This is a genomic window from Escherichia sp. WS547 (genome assembly GCF_046486065.1).
Lineage (GTDB): Bacteria > Pseudomonadota > Gammaproteobacteria > Enterobacterales > Enterobacteriaceae > Escherichia > Escherichia coli.
Genome location: NZ_JBJQMA010000001.1, coordinates 78,477 through 94,151, shown reverse-complemented (window position 1 = coordinate 94,151; position 15,675 = coordinate 78,477). Strand labels below are relative to the sequence as shown.

At 52.3% G+C, this 15,675-nt stretch carries 15 protein-coding genes and 1 tRNA gene; 10 read left to right on the top strand and 6 right to left on the bottom strand.

The window, feature by feature from the left end; translation table 11 throughout:
* From ccmA to ccmH, 8 genes are read left to right on the top strand one after another with little or no spacing between them, the layout of a single operon-like run.
* Positions 1–624, top strand: coding sequence for a cytochrome c biogenesis heme-transporting ATPase CcmA (gene ccmA / locus ACJHWK_RS00420; protein WP_000525568.1), 624 nt, complete (start codon positions 1–3; stop codon positions 622–624).
* A complete protein-coding gene (ccmB, locus tag ACJHWK_RS00415) occupies positions 621–1,283 on the top strand; it encodes a heme exporter protein CcmB (protein WP_000971741.1) in 663 nt (220 codons plus the stop codon). Before ccmA ends, ccmB begins: the two co-directional genes overlap by 4 nt.
* A gap of 41 nt (positions 1,284–1,324) precedes the next feature.
* On the top strand, positions 1,325–2,062 hold the full coding sequence (ccmC, locus tag ACJHWK_RS00410; protein WP_001295447.1) for a heme exporter protein CcmC: 738 nt from the start codon (positions 1,325–1,327) through the stop codon (positions 2,060–2,062).
* On the top strand, positions 2,059–2,268 hold the full coding sequence (ccmD, locus tag ACJHWK_RS00405; protein WP_000186540.1) for a heme exporter protein CcmD: 210 nt from the start codon (positions 2,059–2,061) through the stop codon (positions 2,266–2,268). Before ccmC ends, ccmD begins: the two co-directional genes overlap by 4 nt.
* A complete protein-coding gene (gene ccmE, locus ACJHWK_RS00400) occupies positions 2,265–2,744 on the top strand; it encodes a cytochrome c maturation protein CcmE (protein WP_001026418.1) in 480 nt (159 codons plus the stop codon). The genes ccmD and ccmE overlap by 4 nt, the downstream gene beginning before the upstream one ends.
* Positions 2,741–4,684, top strand: coding sequence for a cytochrome c-type biogenesis heme lyase CcmF (ccmF, locus tag ACJHWK_RS00395; protein ID WP_001520870.1), 1,944 nt, complete (start codon positions 2,741–2,743; stop codon positions 4,682–4,684). Before ccmE ends, ccmF begins: the two co-directional genes overlap by 4 nt.
* Positions 4,681–5,238: a thiol:disulfide interchange protein DsbE gene (gene dsbE, locus ACJHWK_RS00390; RefSeq protein ID WP_000824439.1), complete on the top strand. Its 558-nt coding sequence runs from the start codon at positions 4,681–4,683 to the stop codon at positions 5,236–5,238. The genes ccmF and dsbE overlap by 4 nt, the downstream gene beginning before the upstream one ends.
* Positions 5,235–6,287 (top strand): cytochrome c-type biogenesis thiol:disulfide oxidoreductase CcmH, encoded by a 1,053-nt coding sequence (ccmH, locus tag ACJHWK_RS00385; protein WP_001211549.1) that lies wholly within the window; start codon positions 5,235–5,237, stop codon positions 6,285–6,287. The genes dsbE and ccmH overlap by 4 nt, the downstream gene beginning before the upstream one ends.
* Positions 6,288–6,321: 34 nt before the next feature.
* Here ccmH and narP read toward each other — a convergent pair whose 3' ends face one another.
* Entirely contained in the window at positions 6,322–6,969 is a 648-nt protein-coding gene (gene narP, locus ACJHWK_RS00380) for a nitrate/nitrite response regulator protein NarP (protein WP_001113637.1), read from the bottom strand.
* A 319-nt stretch (positions 6,970–7,288) separates the two neighbouring features.
* Between narP and yejO the strand changes: the two genes are divergently transcribed.
* Positions 7,289–9,880, top strand: a complete 2,592-nt coding sequence (yejO, locus tag ACJHWK_RS00375) for an autotransporter YejO (RefSeq protein ID WP_123000197.1) — start codon at positions 7,289–7,291, stop codon at positions 9,878–9,880.
* Positions 9,881–9,980: 100 nt separating this feature from the next.
* Here the strand turns inward: yejO and ACJHWK_RS00370 are convergent.
* The 3 genes from ACJHWK_RS00370 to ACJHWK_RS00360 form a co-directional block, all read right to left on the bottom strand.
* Positions 9,981–10,057: transfer RNA gene (locus ACJHWK_RS00370), tRNA-Pro, on the bottom strand.
* Positions 10,058–10,131: 74 nt separating this feature from the next.
* Positions 10,132–11,892 carry an LPS biosynthesis-modulating metalloenzyme YejM gene (gene yejM / locus ACJHWK_RS00365; protein ID WP_000256203.1) on the bottom strand — a complete coding sequence of 587 codons (1,761 nt, stop codon included), beginning with the start codon at positions 11,890–11,892 and terminating at the stop codon, positions 10,132–10,134.
* A gap of 19 nt (positions 11,893–11,911) precedes the next feature.
* On the bottom strand, positions 11,912–12,139 hold the full coding sequence (locus ACJHWK_RS00360) for a YejL family protein (RefSeq protein WP_001135667.1): 228 nt from the start codon (positions 12,137–12,139) through the stop codon (positions 11,912–11,914).
* 181 nt (positions 12,140–12,320) lie between these two features.
* Between ACJHWK_RS00360 and yejK the strand changes: the two genes are divergently transcribed.
* Positions 12,321–13,328, top strand: a complete 1,008-nt coding sequence (yejK, locus tag ACJHWK_RS00355) for a nucleoid-associated protein YejK (protein WP_000050789.1) — start codon at positions 12,321–12,323, stop codon at positions 13,326–13,328.
* Between the two features lie 138 nt (positions 13,329–13,466).
* Here yejK and rplY read toward each other — a convergent pair whose 3' ends face one another.
* A complete protein-coding gene (gene rplY, locus ACJHWK_RS00350; RefSeq protein ID WP_000494186.1) occupies positions 13,467–13,751 on the bottom strand; it encodes a 50S ribosomal protein L25 in 285 nt (94 codons plus the stop codon).
* 124 nt (positions 13,752–13,875) lie between these two features.
* Positions 13,876–15,636 (bottom strand): DEAD/DEAH box helicase, encoded by a 1,761-nt coding sequence (locus tag ACJHWK_RS00345; protein ID WP_000578079.1) that lies wholly within the window; start codon positions 15,634–15,636, stop codon positions 13,876–13,878.
* Positions 15,637–15,675: the final 39 nt, after the last annotated feature.

The window sequence follows — 15,675 nt, the reverse complement described above, 5'->3', positions numbered from 1 at the left end:
GTGGGTATGCTTGAAGCCAGAGAGTTACTTTGCGAGCGGGATGAACGAACCTTATTTAGTGGCTTGTCATTTACGCTGAACGCAGGAGAGTGGGTACAAATCACCGGTAGCAACGGCGCGGGGAAGACAACGCTTCTCCGTTTGCTGACGGGGTTGTCTCGCCCTGATGCGGGTGACGTTCTCTGGCAAGGGCAGCCCTTGCATCAGGTACGCGACAGCTACCATCAAAACCTGTTATGGATAGGCCATCAGCCGGGGATCAAAACCCGGCTGACGGCGTTAGAAAATCTGCACTTTTATCATCGCGATGGCGATACCGCACAATGTCTGGAAGCCCTGGCGCAGGCTGGGCTTGCCGGATTCGAAGATATTCCGGTAAATCAACTTTCTGCCGGGCAACAACGCCGCGTCGCTTTAGCGCGTCTGTGGCTGACCCGTGCCACGTTATGGATCCTCGACGAGCCTTTTACCGCGATTGACGTTAACGGCGTCGATCGTCTGACCCAGCGTATGGCGCAGCATACGGAGCAGGGGGGGATTGTGATTCTGACTACCCACCAGCCGCTCAACGTTGCTGAAAGTAAAATTCGCCGCATTTCACTGACGCAAACGAGGGCCGCATGATGTTCTGGCGCATTTTCCGTCTTGAGCTGCGCGTAGCGTTTCGCCACAGCGCCGAAATCGCCAACCCGCTGTGGTTCTTCCTGATTGTCATTACCCTTTTTCCGCTCAGTATCGGTCCGGAGCCGCAACTGCTGGCGCGTATTGCACCGGGCGTTATCTGGGTTGCTGCGCTGCTTTCATCCTTGCTGGCACTGGAGCGTCTGTTCCGTGACGATTTGCAGGACGGCAGTCTTGAACAATTGATGTTGTTGCCGTTACCCTTGCCCGCCGTTGTGCTGGCGAAGGTGATGGCGCACTGGATGGTAACCGGTCTGCCGTTACTCATCCTTTCGCCACTGGTAGCAATGCTACTGGGAATGGATGTTTATGGCTGGCAAGTGATGGCGCTGACGCTGCTGCTGGGAACGCCTACGCTTGGCTTTCTCGGTGCACCGGGCGTGGCGCTGACAGTGGGACTTAAGCGCGGTGGTGTGCTGCTCAGCATACTGGTGTTACCGCTGACTATCCCATTACTCATCTTTGCCACCGCCGCGATGGACGCGGCTTCCATGCATTTGCCCGTTGACGGGTATCTGGCAATTTTAGGCGCGTTGCTGGCAGGCACCGCGACATTAAGTCCTTTTGCGACGGCGGCAGCGTTACGAATCAGCATTCAATAACGCTGGATTACTGATTTTTGTTCGAGTCTGGTATCGAAACTATGTGGAAAACACTGCATCAACTGGCGATCCCACCACGGCTGTATCAAATCTGTGGCTGGTTTATACCGTGGCTGGCAATTGCCAGTGTGGTCGTGCTTACCGTTGGCTGGATCTGGGGATTCGGCTTTGCTCCGGCTGATTATCAGCAGGGAAATAGCTACCGCATTATCTACCTGCATGTGCCTGCGGCGATCTGGTCGATGGGCATTTATGCATCAATGGCGGTGGCGGCTTTTATTGGCCTTGTCTGGCAGATGAAAATGGCCAACCTGGCGGTAGCGGCGATGGCCCCCATTGGTGCCGTGTTTACCTTTATTGCCCTGGTTACCGGCTCTGCATGGGGAAAACCGATGTGGGGCACCTGGTGGGTATGGGATGCACGTCTGACTTCTGAACTGGTGCTGCTGTTTCTGTATGTTGGTGTAATTGCCCTGTGGCACGCCTTCGACGACCGCCGTCTGGCGGGCCGTGCGGCAGGTATTCTGGTGCTAATTGGCGTGGTGAATCTGCCGATTATTCATTACTCCGTGGAGTGGTGGAACACCCTGCATCAGGGATCAACGCGGATGCAGCAAAGTATCGATCCGGCGATGCGTTCGCCGCTGCGCTGGTCGATTTTTGGCTTCCTGCTGCTGTCTGCCACGCTGACGCTGATGCGGATGCGTAATTTGATTTTGCTGATGGAAAAACGCCGTCCGTGGGTGAGTGAACTGATACTGAAAAGAGGCCGTAAATGACCCCTGCATTTGCTTCCTGGAATGAATTTTTCGCAATGGGCGGTTACGCCTTTTTTGTCTGGCTGGCGGTGGTGATGACCGTTATTCCGCTGGTGGTTTTGGTCGTGCACTCGGTGATGCAGCATCGCGCAATTCTGCGTGGCGTGGCGCAACAGCGGGCGCGTGAGGCGCGTTTACGTGCTGCGCAACAGCAGGAGGCTGCATGAATATTCGCCGTAAAAACCGCTTGTGGATTGCCTGTGCCGTGTTGGCGGGGCTGGCGCTGACTATCGGTCTGGTGCTGTATGCGCTGCGCTCGAATATCGATCTCTTTTATACGCCGGGGGAAATTCTCTACGGCAAGCGTGAAACTCAGCAAATGCCGGAAGTCGGTCAGCGTCTGCGCGTTGGCGGGATGGTGATGCCGGGGAGTGTGCAGCGCGATCCCAATTCGCTAAAAGTAACTTTCACCATTTACGACGCTGAAGGTTCAGTAGATGTCTCTTACGAAGGCATTTTGCCGGATCTGTTCCGTGAAGGGCAGGGCGTTGTAGTGCAGGGCGAGCTGGAAAAAGGCAATCATATCCTCGCGAAAGAAGTGCTGGCGAAACATGATGAAAACTATACGCCGCCAGAAGTTGAGAAAGCGATGGAAGCTAACCACCGTCGCCCGGCGAGTGTTTATAAGGACCCAGCATCATGATGCCGGAAATTGGTAACGGGCTGCTGTGCCTGGCGTTAGGGATTGCGCTGCTGCTGTCCGTGTATCCGCTATGGGGCGTAGCGCGCGGAGATGCGCGCATGATGGCGTCTTCCCGCTTGTTTGCCTGGCTGCTGTTTATGTCTGTGGCTGGCGCATTTCTGGTACTGGTCAATGCCTTCGTGGTCAACGACTTTACCGTCACCTATGTTGCCAGCAACTCCAATACCCAGCTTCCGGTGTGGTATCGCGTGGCGGCTACCTGGGGCGCACATGAAGGCTCACTGCTGCTGTGGGTGCTGCTGATGAGCGGCTGGACCTTTGCGGTGGCGATTTTTAGTCAGCGTATTCCGCTGGATATTGTGGCCCGCGTACTGGCGATAATGGGGATGGTCAGTGTCGGCTTTTTGCTGTTCATTCTATTTACCTCTAACCCATTCTCACGCACGCTGCCGAATTTCCCGATTGAAGGGCGCGATCTTAACCCGCTGTTGCAGGATCCGGGGCTGATCTTCCATCCGCCTCTGCTCTATATGGGGTACGTCGGTTTCTCGGTGGCGTTTGCTTTCGCCATTGCTTCTTTGTTGAGTGGGCGTCTGGACAGCACTTATGCGCGTTTTACTCGTCCGTGGACGCTGGCAGCGTGGATTTTCCTGACGCTCGGCATTGTGCTTGGTTCCGCATGGGCCTATTACGAACTCGGCTGGGGTGGCTGGTGGTTCTGGGATCCGGTAGAAAACGCCTCGTTTATGCCGTGGCTGGTGGGGACTGCGCTGATGCACTCACTGGCGGTCACTGAACAACGCGCCAGCTTCAAAGCGTGGACATTACTGCTGGCAATCAGTGCCTTCTCGTTGTGTCTGCTGGGGACTTTCCTGGTGCGTTCCGGCGTACTGGTATCGGTACACGCGTTTGCGTCTGATCCGGCACGCGGTATGTTTATCCTCGCCTTTATGGTGCTGGTGATTGGCGGTTCGCTGCTGCTTTTTGCCGCGCGTGGACACAAAGTTCGCTCACGCGTAAACAATGCACTGTGGTCGCGGGAATCTTTGCTGTTAGCGAACAACGTTTTGCTGGTCGCCGCGATGCTGGTGGTGTTGCTGGGGACGTTGCTGCCGCTGGTGCACAAGCAACTGGGACTGGGCAGTATTTCGATTGGCGAACCGTTCTTCAACACCATGTTTACCTGGCTGATGGTGCCGTTTGCGCTACTGCTTGGTGTCGGTCCTCTGGTGCGCTGGGGGCGCGATCGCCCACGTAAGATCCGCAATTTATTGATTTTCGCCTTTATCTCTACGCTGGTGCTGTCTCTGCTGTTGCCGTGGCTGTTCGAAAGCAAAGTTGTGGCGATGACGGTGCTCGGCCTGGCAATGGCCTGCTGGATTGCGGTGCTGGCAATTGCGGAAGCTGCGCTGCGTATTTCACGCGGTACGAAAACCACCTTCAGTTATTGGGGAATGGTGGCGGCTCACCTGGGGCTGGCAGTGACAATTGTTGGCATTGCTTTTAGTCAGAACTATAGCGTTGAGCGTGATGTGCGCATGAAGTCCGGCGATAGCGTCGATATTCATGAATATCGCTTCACTTTCCGTGATGTCAAAGAGGTGACTGGTCCGAACTGGCGTGGCGGTGTGGCGACTATCGGCGTAACGCGCGATGGCAAGCCGGAAACAGTGCTGTATGCGGAAAAACGTTATTACAACACTGCCGGGTCGATGATGACCGAAGCGGCGATTGACGGTGGCATCACGCGTGACCTGTACGCCGCGCTCGGTGAAGAGCTGGAAAACGGCGCGTGGGCTGTGCGTCTTTACTACAAACCGTTTGTTCGCTGGATTTGGGCGGGCGGGCTGATGATGGCGTTGGGCGGACTGCTGTGTCTGTTTGATCCTCGCTATCGTAAGCGCGTGAGTCCGCAAAAAACTGCGCCGGAGGCTGTATGAAGCGCAAAGTATTGTTAATTCCGTTGATTATCTTCCTGGCGATTGCCGCGGCGCTACTGTGGCAGCTGGCGCGTAATGCCGAAGGGGATGATCCGACCAATCTGGAATCGGCGCTCATTGGCAAGCCGGTGCCGAAGTTTCGCCTCGAATCACTGGACAATCCGGGGCAGTTTTATCAGGCGGATGTGCTGACTCAGGGCAAACCAGTGCTGCTTAACGTCTGGGCGACCTGGTGTCCGACCTGCCGTGCGGAACATCAATATCTGAATCAGCTTTCTGCGCAGGGCATCCGCGTGGTCGGCATGAACTATAAAGACGATCGCCAGAAGGCAATCAGCTGGCTGAAAGAGCTGGGCAATCCTTACGCACTAAGCCTGTTTGATGGCGACGGCATGTTAGGACTGGATCTCGGTGTCTATGGCGCGCCAGAAACGTTCCTCATCGACGGCAACGGCATCATTCGCTATCGCCATGCGGGCGATCTCAATCCTCGCGTCTGGGAAGAAGAGATCAAGCCGCTGTGGGAGAAATACAGTAAGGAGGCCGCACAATGAGGTTTTTATTGGGCGTGCTGATGCTGATGATCTCCGGCTCAGCGCTGGCGACCATCGACGTGTTGCAGTTTAAGGATGAAGCGCAGGAGCAGCAGTTCCGGCAACTCACTGAAGAACTACGCTGCCCGAAATGCCAGAACAACAGCATTGCCGATTCCAACTCGATGATTGCCACCGACCTGCGCCAGAAAGTGTATGAACTGATGCAGGAAGGTAAAAGTAAAAAAGAGATTGTCGATTATATGGTGGCGCGTTACGGCAACTTCGTCACTTACGATCCGCCGTTAACGCCGCTGACCATGCTGCTGTGGGTGCTTCCGGTAGTGGCTATTGGCATTGGCGGTTGGGTCATATACGCCCGCTCGCGGCGTCGGGTACGCGTGGTGCCGGACGCGTTTCCTGAACAAAGCGTGCCGGAAGGTAAGCGTGCCGGATATATTGTTTATCTGCCGGGTATTGTGGTGGCGTTAATTGTGGCTGGCGTCAGCTACTACCAGACGGGCAATTATCAGCAGGTGAAAATCTGGCAGCAGGCCACGGCACAGGCTCCGGCGTTACTGGACAGGGCGCTGGATCCGAAAGCCGATCCGCTCAACGAAGAAGAGATGTCGCGCCTGGCGCTGGGGATGCGTACTCAACTGCAAAAAAATCCGGGAGATATAGAAGGCTGGATTATGTTGGGCCGCGTTGGCATGGCGCTGGGTAACGCCAGTATTGCCACCGATGCATACGCTACTGCATATCGCCTCGATCCGAAGAACAGTGATGCGGCGCTCGGATACGCTGAAGCGTTGACACGTTCATCTGATCCCAACGACAACCGCCTCGGTGGTGAACTGCTACGCCAGTTGGTGAGAACGGACCATAGCAATATCCGTGTGTTAAGCATGTATGCGTTTAATGCCTTTGAGCAGCAGCGATTTGGCGAAGCGGTTGCCGCGTGGGAGATGATGTTGAAACTCTTACCTGCCAACGATACTCGCCGTGCAGTGATTGAACGTAGTATCGCGCAGGCGATGCAACATTTGTCGCCGCAGGAGAGTAAATAAAAAGAGGCCCGATGGTGATGCCATCGGGCTATTTTTATTGTGCCCCGCGTTGTTGCAGGAACAGAATGGTGGCCGCCACGCGTGAGCGGACATTGAGTTTACGCAGCAGATTGCGAATGTGTACTTTTACTGTCTGCTCGGAAATATTCAACACCGAGGCAATCTGTTTATTTGACAGCCCCTGTGCCAGCTCGTGCAGAACATCCAGCTCGCGCTCCGTCAGCACGCTGAAGGGATCTTCTTCCGCGCCAAACATTTCACGTTCACGTAAGTACTGATTGACGCGTTCGCTAAAGACTTTGCTGCCTTTCGCTCCGGCACGAATCGCTTCCAGCAACACTTCCGGGTCGCTATCTTTCAACAGATAACCGTCTGCGCCTGCGTCTATCAGCGCAAAGACATCGCTGGAGGCATCTGATACAGTCAGGATAATAATTTGCGCGGTAACGCCATCCCTGCGCAAGGCATTGAGGGTATCCAGGCCACTCATACCTTTCATATTGAGATCCAGCAAGATCACGTCGATATCCAGTCTATTCGCCAGATCGATCGCGCTCGCGCCGTCGCCCGCTTCGGCGACCACTTCAAAGCCAGGATCAAGCTCCAGTAACTGACGAACACCGCGTCGCATAAGTGGATGATCATCCACAATCATCACCTGAAAAGGCGTTGCTTCAGGCATAGTAGTCTCCTGAGGTTTTATTAGAATCATTATGTTTGAGCGTAGCGTTGGTAACGCTACCAGGCGCGTGAATGTTACCCCATTTTATGTATGGACATGTAGTGAAAACTACAACCTTGTCGTTCGCTTTGGCATCATTTTCATTATAAAGACGGAATTTTGCATCAGCTTCTCATCAAGAAAAACAACTAAAAAATCAATCACAATACTTGTGCATTTCTTTAAACAGTTTTTAAAAACTGACTCCGGGTATGGAGCTATGGGTATTTTCTTTACCCAATGCTTTTAACAGCAATTAATTTCATAGGATGAAAGCTCAATGCATCAATCTGGTTCTGTTTCTCTTTGTCGTTCCGCAATATCTGTTCTGGTGGCTACAGCGTTATATTCACCCATAGCATTGGCATCAACAGTTGAGTATGGTGAGACAGTTGATGGTGTTGTCCTGGAAAAAGATATCCAGCTGGTTTATGGGACCGCCAATAATACGAAAATCAATCCTGGCGGAGAACAGCATATTAAAGAATTTGGTATAAGTAGTAATACTGAAATTAACGGCGGGTATCAGTACATTGAAATGAATGGCACCGCAGAATACTCAGTATTAAATGATGGTTATCAAATTGTTCAAATGGGTGGCGCGGCAAACCAGACTACCCTCAATAATGGTGTGCTACAGGTTTATGGCGCAGCGAATGATACTACCATTAAAGGCGGGCGCTTAATTATTGAAAAAGATGGGATTACCGTCTTTGCCGCTATCGAAAAGGGAGGATTACTGGAGGTTAAAGAGGGGGGATTAGCATTTGCGGTAGATCAGAAAGCAGGCGGTGCGATTAAAACAACCACCCGGGCCATGGAGGTATTCGGAACAAACCGTCTCGGTCAGTTCGATATCAAGGATGGTATTGCTAATAATATGCTGTTGGAAAACGGCGGAAGTTTGCGAGTTGAAGAAAATGACTTCGCTTATAATACCACTGTGGATAGTGGCGGCTTACTGGAGGTTATGGATGGCGGGACTGCAACTGGCGTTGATAAAAAAGCAGGCGGAAAATTAATTGTCTCAACGAATGCGCTGGAAGTGAGTGGTACAAACAGTAAAGGCCAATTTAGTATAAAAGATGGCGTGTCAAAAAATTATGAGCTGGATGATGGTTCCGGGCTTATTGTTATGGAGGACACGCAGGCCATTGACACTATCCTTGATGAGCATGCCACTATGCAATCGCTGGGAAAGGATACTGGTACGAGAGTGCAGGCAAATGCGGTATATGATCTCGGTCGATCAGATCAGAATGGATGTATAACGTATTCCTCTAAAGCCATCTCTGAAAATATGGTTATCAACAATGGCCGCGCTAATGTCTGGGCTGGCACGATGGTTAACGTTTCAGTCAGAGGGAATGATGGCATTCTTGAGGTCATGAAGCCGCAAATAAATTATGCACCCGCTATGTTGGTGGGTAAGGTAGTGGTTTCTGAGGGCGCTTCTTTTAGAACGCATGGAGCCGTGGATACCAGCAAAGCGGATGTTTCGCTCGAAAATAGCGCATGGACCATCATTGCCGATATCACTACGACGAACCAAAACACTCGCCTCAACTTAGCCAACCTTGCGATGTCTGGCGCAAATGTGATTATGATGGCTGAGCCAGTGACTCGTTCATCTGTGACGGCAAGTGCGGAAAATTTCACTACGTTGACCACCAATACCCTATCGGGAAACGGCAATTTTTATATGCGTACCGATATGGCTAATCATCAGAGCGATCAGCTCAACGTCACCGGTCAGGCAACAGGTGATTTCAAAATATTCGTTACGGACACCGGTGCCAGCCCGGCAGCAGGTGATAGCCTTACACTGGTAACAACGGGCGGCGGTGATGCTGCATTTACGTTGGGCAATGCCGGAGGCGTTGTTGATATCGGTACGTATGAATATACCTTGCTGGATAATGGCAACCATAGCTGGAGCCTCGCAGAGAATCGCGCGCAAATTACCCCTTCAACCACTGATGTGCTGAATATGGCGGCAGCACAACCGCTGGTATTTGATGCAGAACTGGACACCGTGCGTGAGCGTCTTGGTAGCGTAAAAGGCGTTAATTACGATACGGCGATGTGGAGTTCGGCAATTAACACCCGCAACAACGTGACCACTGATGCGGGAGCTGGCTTTGAGCAAACATTGACGGGGCTGACGCTCGGTATCGATAGCCGTTTCTCCCGTGAAGAAAGCAGTACAATTCGCGGCTTGTTCTTTGGTTACTCTCATTCTGATATTGGTTTTGATCGCGGCGGCAAAGGCAATGTCGATAGCTACACCCTGGGGGCTTATGCCGGTTGGGAGCATCAGAACGGTGCCTATGTTGATGGGGTGGTGAAAGTTGACCGTTTTGCCAACACCATCCATGGCAAGATGAGTAATGGGGCAACAGCGTTTGGCGATTACAATAGTAACGGCGCGGGTGCTCATGTTGAGAGCGGGTTCCGTTGGGTTGACGGATTGTGGAGTGTTAGACCCTATCTGGCCTTTACCGGCTTTACCACAGATGGTCAGGACTACACGTTATCAAACGGCATGCGCGCGGATGTGGGAAATACCCGGATATTACGCGCTGAAGCGGGAACGGCGGTAAGCTATCACATGGACCTGCAAAACGGTACGACGCTGGAACCCTGGCTGAAAGCCGCCGTGCGTCAGGAATACGCCGATTCTAACCAGGTGAAAGTTAATGACGATGGCAAATTTAATAATGATGTGGCTGGAACCCGTGGCGTTTATCAGGCTGGGATAAGGTCATCGTTTACCCCGACGTTAAGCGGTCATTTGTCAGTCAGTTATGGCAATGGCGCAGGGGTAGAATCACCGTGGAATACTCAGGCGGGTGTGGTCTGGTCGTTCTGATAACAGAAAATAAACAGGCCGTGATGTGTCGCGGTCTGTTTATCGAATTAAATGCAGATATAAAAAAACCAACCGTAAAGGTTGGTTTTTTTGGGATTTTTGGTCGGCACGAGAGGATTTGAACCTCCGACCCCCGACACCCCATGACGGTGCGCTACCAGGCTGCGCTACGTGCCGACTCGTGGCTGCTAATACTACCGTTTTCCACACCGATTGCAAGTAAGATATTTTGCTAACTGATTTATAATTAATCAGTTAGCGATAAAACGCTTCTCGTCTGTCAGTACTTGCAATAACAAACTTAACTGTGGTTTTTCATCTTTCACTCTTTCACCACGTAAGTTGTAAGTACGGTATTTACCGTTATTGTTCAGCACCAGCGTCTTTTTCGGGGTGGTAATTGCCAGCGTATCGTTATCCGCGGCGGTAACCCAGTAATGACGGCGTTGAGGGTTGAACAAATCCTGACCTTGCGAATATTCGCTGGCAGGTGTGCTGACATGTAGCAGGCGTTGCATCAGCGTCGTCATCAGATCGGTATGATCAGTCAGAGCATTAATACGCTGCGCCGGCGTACCTGGCCAGTGAATCACTAATGGTACCTGCAGATGACCGTGGGACCAGTCAAAGGTTTCTTCCTCTTCGCTCAGCGGAATACCCCGACCGGCAGTGATAATTACCACCGTATTGTCCAGTTTGCCAGAATCACGCAGTGCATTGAGCACGCGGTTGATCTGGTCATCGACATTGCCTGCCGCCCGGCTATATTTCCGTGCAAATGCCTGCTGATTGCTGTCGTCAATGTTAGTGCCATTGAAAGAAACCCACGAGAACCAGCGGTTATCTTCTTGTGCGTAGCGGCCCAGCCAGTTGATCCACTGCGTGGCGGTCTGCTCGTCGGATTGGGTACGTACGCTTGGCATCGAGAAATCTGACAACAATGCCTGGCGATACAGCGGGCTGGTAAAGCCATCTGACGAGAATAACCCCAGCTGATATCCTTGCTGATTAAGCGCAGTAATTAACGCCGCAGGCGTACGGGTCGACAGAATGCCATCCATATAGCTCGGCGAGATGCCATAGAACAGGCCAAAGATGCCGTTGTCTGTAGTGTTGCCGGAGCTCATATGGCGCGTGAACGAAATATTTTGCTCAGCAAAACCTGCCAGCGCAGGCATCTGCTTCTCGAAGCGTGAGTAGTTCAGGCCATCGACAGTAATCAACAGCACATTCTGCCCGGTGCCCATATCGCGATAGCGCAGTTCGCTTAACGGATACTGAACGGAAACGGCGTCTGGATTACCTTGCTCAATAAGACGGCGTTGATATTCCTGCGCATCAAGCAGGCCATGCTTCTCAAGAAAACGTCGCGCCGTCATCGGGTACGAAAGAGGCAGGTTAGCGCGCTGCATGGTGATCGGGCGATAGAAGTTGGCATCGGCCCAGATATACACCACATGCGAGGCGATAAAGGCGATAAATAAGAATGCGGCCAGCGGGCGCGCGAAGCGCCGACGACGCGTCAGGCTGCGTAGCTTTTGCCAGCTCCACGTCGCAAACACCAGTTCAAGCAATAAAATAACCGGCACGCTGATGAACATCAGCTGCCAGTCGCGCGCCATCTCATTTTCGTCTGGGTTGATAACCAGCTGCCAGACGATGGGATTAAGATGGAGATGGAAACGAGTAAAGACTTCGCTATCGATCAGTAATAGCGTCATTCCCGCCGTTGCCAGAATGACGGACAAAAACCTCATCAGCCTCTGGGAGCCGACGATAAAGGTCAGCGGGAAGAGGATCAGCAAGTAGGTGGCGAACACCAGGAAGCTGAAATGGCCGATAATGCTTACGTAGGAATAAATGCGACCAGCAAGCGTTGTCGGCCAGTCGGCGATAAACAGGTAACGGCTGCCAATGACGAGCGAAAGCAGAATATTGAACAGTGCAAACCAGTGCCCCCAACTGACCATCTGGGAGACTTTTTCACGGTAGCGCTGACGATGAGTTACCATAACCTGTTATCTGTTTCCCTTAGTGCGCTTTGTCTTCGTTGATAGAGGACTGTAAGGCGCGGGCAAAAGAGTTGGCAATTGCCTGGCGTTGGGCCGGGGCAATGCTGGTGTTGATAAGGTTAGTGACCATGTTGCCTAACACCATCAGGGAAAGGTCGGTCGGAGCCTTATGTTTTTCCAGTACGTTGAGCAGCTCTGCGAGCAATTGTTCAACCTGTTCATCACTGTAGCGGGAAATTTGTGGCATAAATCGAAATCAGTTAGTTGATGAAAGGGCAACATATTACCGTAGCAACGGTTTTTTTTCTGCTTTTTTATGCGTTAAATCATTCTCGTTACGCTGCCTTCTGTAAAATGACCGCCATCTTTTATTGCGTCGCTTAACCGGCGGTGGTTGAATACCGCCCGGTCTTAAAGGAGAGTTTATCATGAGTCTGGATATCAACCAGATTGCTCTGCACCAGCTTATCAAGCGTGATGAGCAGAACCTTGAGCTGGTGTTGCGCGATTCATTGCTGGAACCGACGGAAACCGTCGTTGAGATGGTGGCAGAACTGCATCGGGTCTATAGCGCCAAAAATAAAGCTTACGGCTTGTTTAGCGAAGAGAGTGAACTGGCGCAGACGCTGCGCTTACAGCGTCAGGGCGAAGAGGACTTTCTGGCATTTAGCCGCGCGGCAACCGGTCGCCTGCGTGACGAATTAGCGAAATATCCTTTTGCTGACGGTGGATTCGTGCTGTTTTGCCACTATCGCTATCTGGCGGTGGAGTATCTGCTGGTGGCAGTCCTGAGCAACCTGAGCAGTATGCGCGTTAACGAAAATCTCGACATCAATCCAACCCATTATCTTGATATCAATCATGCAGATATTGTTGCGCGTATCGATTTAACCGAATGGGAAACCAATCCAGAGTCGACCCGCTATCTCACTTTCCTGAAAGGGCGAGTAGGGCGCAAAGTGGCAGATTTCTTTATGGATTTCCTCGGTGCCAGCGAAGGGTTAAACGCGAAAGCGCAAAACCGTGGGCTGTTGCAAGCGGTCGATGATTTCACTGCCGAAGCACAACTGGATAAAGCAGAGCGACAGAACGTGCGCCAGCAGGTTTATAGCTACTGTAATGAGCAGCTACAGGCAGGTGAAGAGATTGAACTGGAATCGCTGTCGAAAGAGCTGGCAGGCGTCAGCGAAGTGAGCTTCACGGAGTTTGCGGCTGAAAAAGGCTACGAACTGGAAGAGAGCTTCCCGGCAGACCGTAGCACACTGCGTCAGTTGACGAAGTTTGCCGGTAGCGGCGGTGGCTTGACTATTAACTTTGATGCGATGCTGTTGGGCGAACGGATTTTCTGGGATCCGGCGACCGATACCCTGACTATTAAAGGCACGCCGCCGAACCTGCGCGATCAATTGCAGCGCCGGACGTCCGGCGGCAATTAATCGGTTTTGTGTTCTGAATGCCAGATGCGGCGTGAACGCCTTATCTGGCCTGCAAAAAATAGCAATACCGTAATCAGGCATAATTTGCAGAGACAAAAAACCCCGCCGGAGCGGGGTTTTTTACAACTTATTCAGCAATTAAGCGCGAACGAAGTCGATGTGCAGCAGCTTCGGTTTGTACGGGTGACGCTGTACGTCCTGAGCTTTAACTTTGATTTCTTTACCGTCAACAACGATGGTCAGAACTTCGCTGTAGAATTCAGCTTTAACTTGCATGTTCATGACTTTGTCGTGATCCAGTTCGACAGCCAGCGGCGCTTCTTTGCCACCGTAGATGATTGCCGGGAACTTGTTAGCGGCACGCAGGCGGCGGCTCGCACCCTTACCCTGCTCTTTACGTACTTCTGCGTTGATAGTAAACATTTCTTTCTCTCTTAAATTAATCCTGCTACAGGCGACCCAGCAACAGGTAAGTGATCTGCTTTGCGTATGCAAAAGCGGGCGAGATTCTATACTCAATCGCCTTATACATCAATCAAAACTACCATTAACCGCGTAATTCGTGCGCCCGACGAAAACGACCTTCGTAATCGAACACTTTTTCACGCACTTGCCAGTACTGACCTTTCATGCGGGCGACGACAAAATCCGGGTGTCGCAGTAAGGCTTGCTGGGCGAGGATATCGGCGGCGGTGATCCAGCGCAGAGGGATGCCCGGTGTGCGCGTATGCGGGCGGATAAAAAGCTGCTCGAAGGCGGTACGCTGAGCGGGCGTTTGCAGACGGAAACGCTCACTCACATCCGCGCCGTCTTCATCGTAATAGGTGATTTTCAACCATTCGCCTTTCTCGTCGTGCCCATGCTGCAAAGACATGCCGCTACAGCGTAATACCAGCGCGTCTTTCAGTCGTAGCGCCGCTTTTAACATATCATCCGGATCAACCAGTACGGTGTCACATTCGCGGCAGCGGCGGGCGGCAATATCGTTTTCCGCGTTACATTGCGGGCAATTTTTAAAACGGAAACGGAAATCACACTGTTCTCGATGACCGTCGTCATCTTCAAACCATCCCTGACAGCGGCGACCAAAGTGTTCAATCAATGTCCCGTCGGCGGTCGTTTTCCCCCAAAAGGTGTTGGCAAAACCGCAGGCAGGGCAGAAAACCTGTACCGGAACGTTGTCACTTTTGCCTTTCGGTGTACCAACTTCCGGCGCGTAGAGATCGTGAGGGTTACCCGCATAATCAAGAATTAAGCAATCAGTCTTGCCTGGAGCGAGACGCAGACCGCGCCCGACAATTTGTTGGTAAAGACTCACCGATTCGGTAGGGCGCAGAATAGCAATAAGATCGACGTGCGGGGCGTCAAATCCAGTGGTCAGTACCGCGACGTTGACCAGATAGCGAAAACGCTGGGCTTTAAAATCTTCAATTAACACATCGCGCTCAGCGCCGGGTGTGTCGCCAGTAATCAGTGCTGCATCTTCGGCAGGCAGCAGTCCCACTATCTCCTTGGCGTGTTCAACGGTGGCGGCGAAAATCATCACTCCTTTACGCTTTTCGGCGAACTCCATAATCTGGCTGATGATGTGCGGGGTAATACGTTGCTGTTTTTTCAGCTCGCGGTTGAGATCGGCTTCGCTGAAAAGCCCGTTACTCTGTGCCTGCAAGCGGCTGAAATCGTATTGCACTACCGGCATATCCAGCCGTTCTGGCGGCGTCAGATAGCCGTGTTTAATCATATAACGCAGCGGCAGCTCATAAATGCAGTCACGGAAAAGGGCTTTCTCATCCCCGCGTACCATGCCGTGATAATGGAACTGATAAATCCAGCCTTTGCCCAGTCGAAAAGGCGTGGCAGTCAGCCCCAGCAGGCGTAAGTGGGGATTCACTTTGGTCAGGTGAGTGAGGATTTGCTGATACTGGCTCTCTTCATCGTCACCAATACGGTGACATTCATCGACAATCAACAGCGAGAATTCACCCTGAAAGGCATCAAGATTACGGGCGACCGACTGCACGCTGCCAAATACCACTTTACCGTGGCTCTCTTTGCGCTTTAGCCCGGCGGCAAAAATATCGGCTTCCAGCCCCAGCGCCTGATATTTTGCATGGTTTTGCGCCACCAGTTCTTTAACGTGTGCCAGCACCAGCACGCGACCACGAGCCAGCCGCGCCAGTTCCGCTATCACCAGGCTTTTACCTGCACCGGTGGGCAGCACGATGACGGCAGGGGTTTTATGACGACGAAAATGGTTGAGCGTGGCATCCACGGCTTCTTGCTGATATGGGCGGAGTGTAAAAATCATGGTCTCGCGTAGGTAGATTATTCTGCTAATAGTATGCCA

Bases quoted from the DNA above. Each gene is read 5' to 3' on its own strand.
- ccmD (WP_000186540.1), top strand. From the start codon at position 2,059: ATGACCCCTGCATTTGCTTCCTGGAATGAATTTTTCGCAATGGGCGGT.
- ccmE (WP_001026418.1), top strand. From the start codon at position 2,265: ATGAATATTCGCCGTAAAAACCGCTTGTGGATTGCCTGTGCCGTGTTG.
- rplY (WP_000494186.1), bottom strand. From the start codon at position 13,751: ATGTTTACTATCAACGCAGAAGTACGTAAAGAGCAGGGTAAGGGTGCG.
- yejO (WP_123000197.1), top strand. From the start codon at position 7,289: ATGCATCAATCTGGTTCTGTTTCTCTTTGTCGTTCCGCAATATCTGTT.
- yejK (WP_000050789.1), top strand. From the start codon at position 12,321: ATGAGTCTGGATATCAACCAGATTGCTCTGCACCAGCTTATCAAGCGT.
- ccmB (WP_000971741.1), top strand. From the start codon at position 621: ATGATGTTCTGGCGCATTTTCCGTCTTGAGCTGCGCGTAGCGTTTCGC.
- ACJHWK_RS00345 (WP_000578079.1), bottom strand. From the start codon at position 15,636: ATGATTTTTACACTCCGCCCATATCAGCAAGAAGCCGTGGATGCCACG.
- dsbE (WP_000824439.1), top strand. From the start codon at position 4,681: ATGAAGCGCAAAGTATTGTTAATTCCGTTGATTATCTTCCTGGCGATT.
- ccmF (WP_001520870.1), top strand. From the start codon at position 2,741: ATGATGCCGGAAATTGGTAACGGGCTGCTGTGCCTGGCGTTAGGGATT.
- ACJHWK_RS00360 (WP_001135667.1), bottom strand. From the start codon at position 12,139: ATGCCACAAATTTCCCGCTACAGTGATGAACAGGTTGAACAATTGCTC.
- yejM (WP_000256203.1), bottom strand. From the start codon at position 11,892: ATGGTAACTCATCGTCAGCGCTACCGTGAAAAAGTCTCCCAGATGGTC.
- narP (WP_001113637.1), bottom strand. From the start codon at position 6,969: ATGCCTGAAGCAACGCCTTTTCAGGTGATGATTGTGGATGATCATCCA.
- ccmH (WP_001211549.1), top strand. From the start codon at position 5,235: ATGAGGTTTTTATTGGGCGTGCTGATGCTGATGATCTCCGGCTCAGCG.
- ccmC (WP_001295447.1), top strand. From the start codon at position 1,325: ATGTGGAAAACACTGCATCAACTGGCGATCCCACCACGGCTGTATCAA.